Annotated in this window: 11 protein-coding genes; 6 read left to right on the top strand and 5 right to left on the bottom strand. The window is 47.4% G+C overall.

The genetic code is table 11. The features are described from left to right. Positions 1 to 319: 319 nt before the first annotated feature. The 5 genes from HQL65_18130 to HQL65_18150 form a co-directional block, all read right to left on the bottom strand. Positions 320 to 1,585: a hypothetical protein gene (locus tag HQL65_18130; GenBank protein ID MBF0138155.1), complete on the bottom strand. Its 1,266-nt coding sequence runs from the start codon at positions 1,583 to 1,585 to the stop codon at positions 320 to 322. 119 nt (positions 1,586 to 1,704) lie between these two features. Beyond that, positions 1,705 to 2,079: a DUF2304 family protein gene (locus tag HQL65_18135; GenBank protein ID MBF0138156.1), complete on the bottom strand. Its 375-nt coding sequence runs from the start codon at positions 2,077 to 2,079 to the stop codon at positions 1,705 to 1,707. Positions 2,080 to 2,088: 9 nt separating this feature from the next. Then, positions 2,089 to 2,799, bottom strand: a complete 711-nt coding sequence (locus tag HQL65_18140; GenBank protein ID MBF0138157.1) for a glycosyltransferase family 2 protein — start codon at positions 2,797 to 2,799, stop codon at positions 2,089 to 2,091. A 23-nt stretch (positions 2,800 to 2,822) separates the two neighbouring features. Beyond that, a complete protein-coding gene (locus tag HQL65_18145; protein ID MBF0138158.1) occupies positions 2,823 to 4,106 on the bottom strand; it encodes a radical SAM protein in 1,284 nt (427 codons plus the stop codon). A 58-nt stretch (positions 4,107 to 4,164) separates the two neighbouring features. Further along, positions 4,165 to 4,890, bottom strand: coding sequence for a hypothetical protein (locus HQL65_18150; GenBank protein ID MBF0138159.1), 726 nt, complete (start codon positions 4,888 to 4,890; stop codon positions 4,165 to 4,167). Positions 4,891 to 5,504: 614 nt separating this feature from the next. Here HQL65_18150 and HQL65_18155 point away from each other — a divergent pair. The 6 genes from HQL65_18155 to HQL65_18180 form a co-directional block, all read left to right on the top strand. After that, positions 5,505 to 5,906: an Hpt domain-containing protein gene (locus HQL65_18155; GenBank protein MBF0138160.1), complete on the top strand. Its 402-nt coding sequence runs from the start codon at positions 5,505 to 5,507 to the stop codon at positions 5,904 to 5,906. After that, complete coding sequence (locus HQL65_18160) at positions 5,899 to 6,387, top strand: purine-binding chemotaxis protein CheW (GenBank protein MBF0138161.1); 489 nt, start codon at positions 5,899 to 5,901, stop codon at positions 6,385 to 6,387. The genes HQL65_18155 and HQL65_18160 overlap by 8 nt, the downstream gene beginning before the upstream one ends. Further along, positions 6,375 to 8,123 (top strand): hypothetical protein, encoded by a 1,749-nt coding sequence (locus tag HQL65_18165; GenBank protein MBF0138162.1) that lies wholly within the window; start codon positions 6,375 to 6,377, stop codon positions 8,121 to 8,123. The genes HQL65_18160 and HQL65_18165 overlap by 13 nt, the downstream gene beginning before the upstream one ends. A 100-nt stretch (positions 8,124 to 8,223) precedes the next feature. Continuing rightward, positions 8,224 to 8,766 (top strand): purine-binding chemotaxis protein CheW, encoded by a 543-nt coding sequence (locus tag HQL65_18170; protein MBF0138163.1) that lies wholly within the window; start codon positions 8,224 to 8,226, stop codon positions 8,764 to 8,766. Between the two features lie 74 nt (positions 8,767 to 8,840). Next, positions 8,841 to 10,880 carry a methyl-accepting chemotaxis protein gene (locus tag HQL65_18175; GenBank protein ID MBF0138164.1) on the top strand — a complete coding sequence of 680 codons (2,040 nt, stop codon included), beginning with the start codon at positions 8,841 to 8,843 and terminating at the stop codon, positions 10,878 to 10,880. 17 nt (positions 10,881 to 10,897) lie between these two features. Beyond that, positions 10,898 to 11,815: Hpt domain-containing protein (locus HQL65_18180; protein ID MBF0138165.1), on the top strand; the 918-nt coding region annotated here is incomplete at its 3' end.

Consider the following 11,815-nt stretch of genomic DNA (forward strand, 5'->3'; position numbering starts at 1 on the left):
ACATAGGTAAATTTCTTATTCTTGAGCTTATAGTCGGATCATCAGCTATTGCATTTGTAACCATCACATCGCTCGCATACAATTTTATCTCTGGTCGTTTGAATAAAAAAAATGTTTAAAAAAATATTTATTTTTCATAGGAAAGAATCCGGCCATGATCATCGTTTCGGCGAGAGGTATCCCGTCAGGCGACAAGCGACAATGGCTTCAAGGATTATCATATCAGAAAGAACCGTGCGTTATTATTAGTCAAAAATTACAGCATAAAATTTAATACGCCAATCTATTTATATTGTTTTCTTTACAAAAAGATAAATTTCTATTTATGTGACAATATAAAAAAATTACTGGAACTCATATAATTCCAAATTTGATTAAACCCCAAAGCAGCCATTTGTATTAATATTGGAATAAGAGGCATTCTATAGCGAGCATCATAATCAATATATTGTGTAGCATAAAAAATTGTAAAACATATAACGATAAACAACCCCCACCAAGCCCTATTTAAATTATCTACAGACATGTTACTTATTGGCAATACAGCACATAATCCAGAATACCCTGCAAAAATAAAAATTACTGAATTAATTATATTATGAAATATACCATTATTGTTTGACAAAAACTGCAAATAATACCCCATTTTTAAGAATATAATTACAGCAAAGTCATATATATTTTGCGGGGCATTGCGATAAGTTTCTTTTTTAAGATAGACGACAACCCCCATTTTATATTCATCGCTTAATTGTGAAAACGTTTCATGCGCTATATTTAATGGCAATAGATGAGGATTTTTCATTAATGCTGCCCACCCAAAAACAGCAATTATTGCAAACAAAATAATCGTTAATAATATATTTATTACTATTTTTCTATTATATTCACCTTTATCCACTATATAAGGTGCCAAAACAAAAAAAGAAACACAAAAAAATGCTACTATCTGGCCACCTGGTCGAAAGAAAAAAGCAACAACTGCAAGTGATGCTCCTATTTTTTTTGCAGAAACACCTATTTTTCTTTTATCAATACTTGATAAAAGAAAAACAAAGACAACAGATAGCAATAAAGAGAACGTTATATCAGATAAAACCCAGGGGATCCACTGAAAATATTCTGTTGAAACTGAAAAAAGTATTGCTGAAAAAATAGGAACCACTCTGTTTTTAGAAAATTTTGCAATTGCTTCAATGGTAATTATTGATGTCAAGAAAGCACACAAAAAATTTATGGTAACAATCGCAATCATCCAATTATCAGCAAAAATTATTTTCATTAAAGAAACTAAAAATATCCACACGCTATAAAATATGCGACCTGAATATTGTAGATAAATAAAAGGGTTTAAATCGTTATGGATTAATACATCAGCCCATTCAGAAAATCTTGCTGAATCACCTGACCATCGAACTCCATACTCAAAACATAACCTTGAAAAAGATATAATAACCAATAAATATACAAAAATCCTGGTAGTAACATCAAAAGGCCGACTGCCGAATTTAAATAATTTATAAAAAGGTGAAACAAACAACTTTCTATATAAATTATTTAATGCCTGAAAATTTGATTTTAACATTTCAATCCCCATAAATTAATCTCGGCCATCTTCTCGACTACGGGCAAAAGTTTCAGAAAAAATATAATAAAATCCTTACTGCGGTAGATTTTTATATAACAAAGAAGCAAACTCTCGTGCTATTCATGCGGTTTATTTTTCATAATACACTTTTCCAACTCACAAACTCGATGTTCCAATATCGCTAAATTTTGAATGGTCACTTTGCGTTGATTGAACGCAACACTGATTGCAATAGTAAACTGAATACATAACAGGATTATTTCAATAATCGCAAAAAAGAAAAAAAACGAAGTTGGATTTATAATATCAAAATAATGTCCTATACTGACAAAAAAATCGTATAAATAAGGCGTGGAAACAAACAAAACACCAATAACCAACCAAAGAATGGCATATTTTTCGCGAAACATATGCCGCTGAATAAAAATCAGTACGGACCCCAAAAAAATCAAACCCAACAAAACAATCAACATTGTCTGTCTTGGGGTCACAATGGCACCTCAATGCAGCTTCATAGTCAAAGCAAGAAAAATAGAGATCGTCATTTTGACAACATAATAAATCGGTCGCAAAAAACCCTGATGCATGGATTTTCCTTGATCAGCGTACATACGCAGGGGCTTTTCAACAATACGAAATCCCTTCCTATGCAGTATCAGAAGAATGTTAGCATCGGGAAAATCGTCGGGGAAGGGATGACGGCATAAAAAACGCAAGACATCCGCAGAAATGGCTTGGCAACCGGTGGTCGGATCCGTGATGCGCAATCCGGTCAGAAAATGGAGAATAAATTGATAGAATCGCTGACCCTGACGACGCAGCCAAGGAACCTGGTAGCTTTCAGCGTCCAGGAAACGGCTCCCCAGGACCACATCTGCCTCCCCCTTCAGGAGAGGGGGAAGCAGATCCATGGCCCGCTTTGGATCATGTTGTCCATCACCATCCAGTTGCAGCACACCGGCGTAATTTTTGGTCAGGGCGAAGCCATAGGCGGTCAACAAACTCGTCCCGTAACCCAGATTAACGCAGTGACGTACCAGCATGGCTCCGGCGGCAGTGGCGTGGTGCGCGGTTTGATCCTGAGAACCGTCGTCTACGACCAGGACATCAAACCCCTGTTCGACCAGGGGACGCACGACACCGGCAATATTGCGCTCCTCATTGAAGGCCGGAATGATGACCAGATAATCATTGAGTGGCCAGTTATTCATGCGTTACTTTACTGAGACGCTCCTCAGCGTAATTCCGGATAGACGACTTTGTTGTTTTCCGTCTCATATTTTTTCAAATCAGCCCGGAACTCTTCGATGGTAAAGTGCGGCTGACGCTTCAGGAGGGGATAATAGACATTCATGAAATCCCGATCATCGGCAAGGAAGCAGGAGTGGTAGGCTCCGAAGGGAGTATTTTTCAAGGCCCTTTCCCGGATGACTTTCAGGGGTTCTTCCATGACGCTGCCCATGTAGATGTGCATATTGGCACAGTTCAGCACATCCCCATAGGGGGTCATGTTGATCATTTCCTTGGTCCCCGGGCATCCGAACTGCTTTCCGTAATTGTAGTTCAGGTGTCTCTGGACCCAATTATAGGGACGGATCAATTCATGGTAGGCCTTGATGTCATCCTCGTTCATCATGACATCCTTGTCCTTGAAGTTGCCGACACCTTTTGCAAACAGGGTATTGATCAACAATTTTTCCCGTTCACAAAAATCAAGCAGATCACGATAGTGTTCAGTGTAAATATTTTCCTTGTGAACCACTGAGTTGATGATGACCTTGATGCCATATTTCCGACACAGGGCAATCCCTTCCATGACCTTGTTGAAGCTGCCGTAGCGAATACGGAACAGGTCGTGCATTTCAGCGACGCCGCTATCCAGGCTGAAATTGATGGTATCGACTCCCAATTCCGCACACTTTTTGGCTTTTTCCTCATCGAAGAGAAAGCCATTGGTGGAAATCACGATGTGATTATACCGGGACTGACAGGCTTCCAGAATTTCCGCCCAATATTGTGAGACAAAAGGTTCGCCGCCTTCCAGTCCGAACGTCGTGGCTCCCAGCTCCATGGCCTCTTTGACCACTCTTTCATAATCGGGTGGCTCCATTTCGCGACGTTTGTCGCTTTCGTCCAGACGGATACAGAGGCAGTGATGGCAGCGAAAATTGCAGCGATAGGTTCCCGCAAACTCGATACCTCGCAGGACATATTTTTTCAATTTCAGGAAATTATAAGTCTTCCCCAACAAAACATTTCGAGCCAGTCGAAAAGGATAGAATGGCTTGGACCAGTGGATTCCGTACCGGAACCGGATTCTCCACAGGGTCAAAAACTTATTTAAGGGTTCTTCCTGACGAACGTGGATGATTTGCCTTTTGGCCGTTTCTTCTTTGGCCTTTTTCAGCATTTCCAGGACCCGGACACGATCCGCCGGCTCTTTGAAGACCTTATCCACATCCAGACGCATGGCATCCAGAACACTTTTCTCGGGATTGAATTCACTCGCTTCGCTCATTATATTTCACCATACATCACTTGATATTGGATTCATGTCAACAAAACAGGATGATGCATCATCCATGCACTCGTGAAACTGCGGGTTCATGCCTTCTGATACCATGATTTGGTATACTCAAATATTTTGCATTGACCCACATGAAAGGCTGAATGAACGGGCCAACCAGAAACAAAAAGAGTACCGTCGTCACCCCCATTGGCCCCCCGAGGATCCATCCTGAACAGAAAAGACCAATCTCCAACGTCATCTTGCCACGAAAAAAACTCCAGCCCCATTTTTCAATCATGGTAATGGCCACAAGATCCATGATGCGAATACCAATACCGCTCATGATGATCAATGAAGATGCATAGGCACAGGTCAAGAGGGAGATGATATCAAGAAAGACCGCACTGAGATTGACAAATTGGCCGAAAATATTGACGTATGTCACCGGCATGGCTTCGATTGTATATTTTTGCAATTCGATAGCATTCCAAAAATCAAGCAGAAAGCCAACTGCGGCTGTACTGACAAAAGGGGTGATCGGGGGAAGTTTCCGATTCCACAACATCCACCAAGATAGAAAAAAAACAGCCACCAGTGATGAACAAACACCAAGGCCGACCCCAAGATGCAAATTCATCCCAATAACAAGAACATCAAGAGGATCAGTCCCCAGTTTCGCGTCAATAAACCCTTTGGCTCCAACCGAAAAAAGAAAAACCCCGGCACAGTAAAAAAATACCTGGTACCGACGCCATTCCAATCTTTCGTTCATGTAATCCTTGAGAAGACTCACGCACTGCTCCCTTTTCAAACCAAGGTCGATGAAAAAATTCTGGCACGCGCACGCTCCGCCGTGACAAGAAGGATGGCAAGTGTACTCGCATCGCAATTTTCTTGTCAACATAAACTTCTCACATCAACAGGGCAATCGCGTCAGGCACCAATATGCATTCAAAATCAACCTTTTGAAAATTAATTCCAAATGATTTAACAGTTTGCAGCTACTTGAAACCATGGATGCTCATCATCCATTGCGGTTGCCCTGCCTGTTCCAAATCCGACGGCATGGCCATAAACTCTTGAACAGCAAAATCCCCATCGATGAAATCTCGTTTGCTGCCATGGATTTTTTCTCCGGTATAAAAATTGTATTAATTCTTTGCCGAAAAATGCAAACCAACAAACATCACATGATCCGTAGACCAACCTTAACCCAACTCTCGACCTGGATGCAATTTCTGCATGGAATTATCACGTTGATAATGCGGCAGGGAAAATGCTATAAAGCTCGCTGGGGACTTTGCCGGTCACAGCCACACCTGATGTTGCCATCGTCTATTCGGATCCTGGATTCCTTTTGAACCAGGAGCAGGCCTTATAAATAATAAGGGGGGGTAGATAACCATCATGTTGGATTCATTCGTTGTTTTGGACCGAGGAATTCTTGTCGAACTGAGAAACGATCTGGAAGATGAGTTCCCCGCTATCCTGGAAATTTCCCTGCAGGCCATGTCCGAGCGGGCAGAGATCATTCAGGATGCCATCACGCGCCAGGAAATTGCCACGATTCGGAAAGTGGCCCACCAGATCAAATCCAACAGTCGGCAATTGGGTGCCCTGCGGGTAGGAAAAATTGCCGAGCAGATGGAAAAACTGGCTTCATCCCAGCCTACGTCGGATATCCTGAAATGGGGAAATATTCTGGTCGATGAAATCGGTTCAGCCAAGTTGGCCATTGAGGAATTCATGCTCTCCCCCACCCTCTCTTCTGCCTCCAATCGGGAATTGATCACTGAAAACCTTGCCTGATAATACATATCAAACCCTGGTATTCAGCCTGGAAGAGCAGCTCTACGGACTCCCCCTGCAACCCGTTGAAAGAGTGTTGCGGGCGGTCGAGGTGACTGGATTGCCGGATGCCCCGGAACATATTCTGGGTCTGATCAATGATCGGGGTCGCCAACTACCCGTACTGGACATGCGTCGGCGCCTCTCCCTGCCGACGTGCCCTGTCCTTCCCGAACATCGGATCATCGTGGTGGGAGGAAAATTTCCATTTTGTTTTTTTGTTGATGCCGTGACGGGCGTGATCCATTTCCAGAGGAACGCATTTCGAACCCCGAACGAAATTTATCCGGGCATGGAGCGTTTTCTGTCCGGTATTTTCACCTGGAACGATGCAACAGTTCTTGTCTTCGACTGCAACATGCTCTTTGCCGGATTGCAGATGGGAACCATCTGGCCGGAATTGCAAAACACACCTGCCCAGATGAATCCATGCCAACCCTGACCATGCAAGCCGCCGACCTGCAACGGGTGGCCGATCTGATCCACACCCGGCTTGGGTTCTCGTTCACCGAACCGCGTTGGCCTGACTTGTTGCGGCTGTTGAAAAACATGGCATCGTCTTGCCGGTTTCCAAATCTGGATGCCTGTATTCAATGGGTTCTTTCTGATATTCCGGAATCCGAACGTCTTGAGCAGTTGGCCCGGTATATCACGATTGGTGAAACCTATTTTTTCCGTGAGCAGGATCTGTTCTCTTTTTTACAGTCCTACATGATCCCGGAACGGCTGCGCGCCAAAAAAGCCTCCGGCCAGAAGAAGATCACTTTTTGGAGTGCCGGTTGCAGCAGCGGGGAGGAACCTTATTCCGTGGCCATGCTCGTGGATCGGATGCCGGCAACAGAAGGCCTGGACATTCAGGTCCTGGCTTCGGATATCAATGACGCAGCCTTGGAAAAAGCCCAAAAAGGGATCTATAGCCTTTGGTCGTTTCGCAATCCAGCGGCTCATCTTCGGATCAATTATTTTTCCGAAATCGACAACAAACAATTGCAAATTTCCAACCTCATACGGGACAAAGTACTGTTTTTCAAATTGAACCTGATCTCTCCCGTGTTCAGCGGCCCACTGGCATCGCCTGGCTCGGTTGACATACTGTTTTGCCGGAACGTGTTGATGTATTTTGACCAGGAGTATCGTCAGTTGGCTCTTGATCATCTTGTCGGGCGACTGGGAACGAATGGCTGGCTTGTGGTCAGTCCGTGTGAGGCCCCCTTGGTTGAACATCCTGCCTTGACGGCCATTCATTGCGAAGGAATGCATCTGTTTCGCAAGAGACTGGCAACCCCGGGCAAATCAGCCGTTGCCACCTTCGAGGTCAACCGGTTTTCCAGGACTACCTTCTTTCCAGAGGACAATTCTTTCCTTTGCCAACCAGACTTGACTGCGTTGACTACACCATCCACCAGGCTCACCGAATCCACTCCGGTGGCCAAACCGTATCCGGTAGCCAAGATTGAAGCATTTCAAATAATCAGAACCGAGACATTTCCGCCAACCAAGACCGGATCATTTCCATCAGCCATGACCGAAGCTTTTCCGACAATCATGACCGGATCATCTTCGTCAGCCATGACCGGGTCATTTCCGTTGGCAACAACCAAAACACATGCAGCAACCGCATCCAGAAAAAACCCGACAGTCGGGTCTGAAACCGTTATTGGCTCGAAAATTCTGTCTCTGGCCAATACGTTGCTTGAGCAGGGGGCATCGCAACGTGCCATTCTTCTGTTGCAGGATTTGCTTGCCTCACCAAATACCCAATGGAGTCTTGATGCCCCCCGTCACCAGGCAGTTGCCCTGCTGGCCGGGATTCACGCGGACCAGGGCAATCTGGACATCGCCGAACAAGGATTCAGGGAAGCCATTGCCGCCGACAAGCTCAATCCGCAATACTATCACCATCTGGCCATGATCATGTTGGCCCGAGGGAATCGGCAGCAGGCCATCGATTTATGCAAGAAAGTATTGTTTCTTGATCAGGATTTTATTTTGGCCCATTTTCAACTGGCCACGTTGGCGGTCGATCCGCATGAGGCAACCCGGTACTTGAACAGCACCAGATCCCTTATAAAAGGCTTGCCGGTTTCAGCCGTCATTCCTCATGCCGAGGGCATGACCGTGAACATGATCCAGGAGAGCCTGACATCCCTGCAAAAGGGACTGAATGCCCATGCATGATGATCGGAATCTTCCACTGCCCGCAGAGAACCCCAAGCACGCCGAATCCACTTCAGCAGCAGGGCATGAGGCGCGCACCATCCAGCCTGAAAATGCGATCATGGCAACAGAGGATGAGTCGCTCGCCATCCAGCATGAAAACAGAGCCATTCTCAAGGCGCGGGCACAAGCCCTGGCCCGTGTTGCCCAGACACGGATCCTGGATGAGGAAATCATCGATGTGATCGAATTTTCTCTCAACGACGAAAAATATGCCCTGGAACTGACCTGCATCCGGGAAGTCTACCCCCTGAAAGAACTGACAGAACTTCCCGGGGTCCCTGCTTTTGTGGCCGGGTTGGTCAATGTGCGGGGACAGATTTTATCGGTCAATGACATACGCAAATTTTTCGACATGCCCCGGGCAGGATTTTCGGACAAGAACCGTATCATCATTTTGTTCAAGCCGGGCATGGAGTTCGGGATTCTTGCCGATGCCATTCTCGGCATCCGCCGCATTCCCAGAAGGGAAATTCTGCCCACCCTGCCCACCCTGACCGGCATTCGTGCCCAATATTTGAAAGGGGTGACCCTTGACCATACCGTCATCCTGGATGGCATGGAACTGCTTGCCGATCCAAAGATGATCGTCAATGATCGCTGAACCATGTTGATCTGAAAAACGGGTTGATCGACTGTTTGAACGGCAGGAACCATTTGCCTCGATTGGAGAAAACCATGTGGCGATTTGTTGGAAAGAGCTTATTGCGACAGATGCTCATGATGCTGTTTCTTGGAGCCTTCATTCCCATTCTGCTCGTTTCGGTGGTCTCTTCGAAATATGCCAGGGATGCCTTGGAGCAGGAAGCGTTCAGCAAATTGACGGCGGTCCGGGCCATCAAGAAACAACGCATTCCGGAATACCTGAAAAAACGGTTTCAGGAACTCGACTTTATCGCATCTGACCGGGAGACCCGGGAAGCGATAGGCATGCTCAATGAATTGCTGGCCAAAACGCCGGAAAATACCGGGAATGTCATCAATCTGGCCAACCCAAACTATAAAACTCTTCACGAGACCTTCGACCCGTTTTTCCGGGATTTCAAGGCCAATTTTCACTATCCCGAACTCTATCTGCTCACCCTGGACAATGGAACGGTTGCCTACAGTGTGGGACAGGGACGCGAATTGGGCACGCAACTCGTCGCGGGACCCTACAAGGATTCCGGACTCTCCCTGGCCTGGGCTGGTATCAGCAGGCAGGGCAAGAAAAACTTCATGACCGATATATCCATGAATCCGGACACCGGCATGCCTGTCGCCTATATCAGCGCCCCGATTCCTGGTCCCAAGGGCAAGAGCCTGGGCGTGGTCGTGCTGCAAATCAATCTGGCAGAGATTGATTATCTCATGCAAGAGCGTCTGGGTATGGGAGAGTCGGGCGAGACCTATCTGGTAGGCCAGGACCTGCTGATGCGATCCAATTCACGTTTCGACACCACGCCCACCATCATGAAACAAAAAGTGGATACTGCTGCCACTCGTACCGGATTGATTGACAAGGAGGGCAATGTACTGGTCCGGGATTATCGCAATATTGACGTACTCAGTTCATACAGTCACGTTGGCTTGAACGAACAATTCGGCACCAGTTTCGAATGGGCCATCATGGCCGAAATTGACCGCAGCGAGGCCTTTCAGCCGGTTTATGATCTGGTGTCGCGAATTGCCATATTGGGCCTGATTGCCCTGGCCATGGCCGGTGGCGTGGGAATTTACATGGCCCGTTCCCTGAGCCGACCCTTGGGCCATATTTCCAGCCTGTTTGCGCAGGTGACCCAGGGCGATCTGACCCTGACCTGTGAATCCAACCGCCAGGATGAAATTGGTGACCTGTCGCGGTCGATGGGACAGATGATCGGCATGTTGCGGGAGCAAACGCGCCGGATCAATGAGGGAACCAGCAGTCTGGCTTCGGCCATTTCCGAAATCACCACCACGGCTGCCCAACTGGCAACCAGTGCCACGGAATCCTCCACCACCATTGCCGAGGTGGGGACCACGGTCGAGGAGGTGCGCCATACGGCACATCTTTCCAACGACAAGGCCCAACAATTGATCGAAGAGTCCAACAAGCTCTCTCACGTCGCCCACTCGGGTCGTACCGCCTCAGCGCATGCCAGCGAGGGAATCAAAAAAATCAACGAAGAGATGGAATACATTGCCGAGAGCATCATCAAACTGAGTGAGCAGACGCAAAATATTGGTGAAATCATTGGTTCGGTCAATGACTTGGCCGACCAATCCAACCTGCTTTCGGTCAATGCCTCCATTGAGGCGGCCAAGGCCGGCGAAGTCGGCAAGGGCTTTGGAGTCGTGGCCCAGGAGGTCAAGAGTCTGGCCGAACAGTCCCGCGAAGCAACCCGGCAAATCAAGACCATCCTGAATGACATTCAAAAAGCCACCAGTGCCGCAGTCCTGGCCACGGAGCGAGGCAGCAAGGCCGTCGAATCGGGTGTCCATCTCAGTGACGTGGCGGGGCAGGCCATCATCTCCTTTGGTGAAAGTGTTGAATTGACCGGCACTGCTGCCGAACAGATCGGGGCCTCCAGTCGGCAGCAGTTGGCCGGGATGGATCAACTGGTCACGGCCATGGAAAACATCAAGACAGCAACCTCCCAGAATGTGGAAGGTGCCCGGCAATTGGAATCGGCCACCAAATCCCTGAACGATCTCGGCCACAACCTCAAAGAGTTGATTTCACGCCTGAAGGTTTGATTTTCTGGAGACCGGGAATGAATGAGAAGGAACTCCTGGAAAGATTGCAGGAAGCCTTTCGGGCCGAGTCCCAGGAACGGCTGGCGACCATCGTTCATGAATTGCTGGCGCTGGAAAAAGAACAAACTCCTGCCCAGAGACAGGAGTCCCTGGAGCGGGTTTATCGGGACGCGCACAGTCTGAAAGGAGCCGCCCGGGCGGTCAATTCCAGGGAAATTGAAATTCTCTGCCAGGCCATGGAAGGGGTCATGGGTGCCCTGAAGAAAGGAACCATCTCCTCTTCTGCTGCCTTGTTCGATACCGTTCACCAGGCGGTTTCGTTCATCGAAAAGGCTTTGGAAGATGCGCCATCGGCCCCGAAGCCGCCGTCAAGAAAAAAAGAATTGGCCCATCTCGTGCAAATATTGGAGACATGGGTAAAATCACCGACTGCCCCATCTCTCCAGGTAAGATCTCCGACAGCCCCATCTCTCCAGGAACAATCTCCGGCGAACAAGTTGCCGTCAGAAAAATCACCTGATCAGACAGGGTTGCAAAATGACGGTCCATTCAAATTGCCGCCGGAAATATCACCTGATCAGACAGGGTTGCAGAAAATATCACCTGATCCGGCAGGGTTGCAAAATACCGGTCCATTCAAATTGCCGTCGGATAAATCACCTGTTCCGGCAGGGCTGCAAAATGCCGATCCATTCAAATTGCCGTCGGATAAATCACCTGATCCGGCATGGCTGCTAAATGACGGTCCATTCAAATTGCAAAATGCCGATCAATCCCTGTCTGCCCTGTCCCCGGGGCCGGAACCGGTGGAACACGCGCCAGGAATTATTGTCCATCCGCCACAACCAGAACCGGAACCGGTGGAACACGCGCCAGGAATTATTGTCCATCCGCCACAACCAGAACCGGAACCGGTGGAACACGCGCCAGGAATT

It is taken from the genome of Magnetococcales bacterium, assembly GCA_015228935.1.
Lineage (GTDB): Bacteria > Pseudomonadota > Magnetococcia > Magnetococcales > DC0425bin3 > HA3dbin3.

Excerpts from the sequence above, each read along its gene's own strand:
- HQL65_18130 (MBF0138155.1), bottom strand. The coding sequence starts at position 1,585 with ATGTTAAAATCAAATTTTCAGGCATTAAATAATTTATATAGAAAGTTG.
- HQL65_18140 (MBF0138157.1), bottom strand. The coding sequence starts at position 2,799 with ATGAATAACTGGCCACTCAATGATTATCTGGTCATCATTCCGGCCTTC.
- HQL65_18145 (MBF0138158.1), bottom strand. The coding sequence starts at position 4,106 with ATGAGCGAAGCGAGTGAATTCAATCCCGAGAAAAGTGTTCTGGATGCC.
- HQL65_18155 (MBF0138160.1), top strand. The coding sequence starts at position 5,505 with ATGTTGGATTCATTCGTTGTTTTGGACCGAGGAATTCTTGTCGAACTG.
- HQL65_18165 (MBF0138162.1), top strand. The coding sequence starts at position 6,375 with ATGCCAACCCTGACCATGCAAGCCGCCGACCTGCAACGGGTGGCCGAT.
- HQL65_18170 (MBF0138163.1), top strand. The coding sequence starts at position 8,224 with ATGGCAACAGAGGATGAGTCGCTCGCCATCCAGCATGAAAACAGAGCC.
- HQL65_18175 (MBF0138164.1), top strand. The coding sequence starts at position 8,841 with ATGTGGCGATTTGTTGGAAAGAGCTTATTGCGACAGATGCTCATGATG.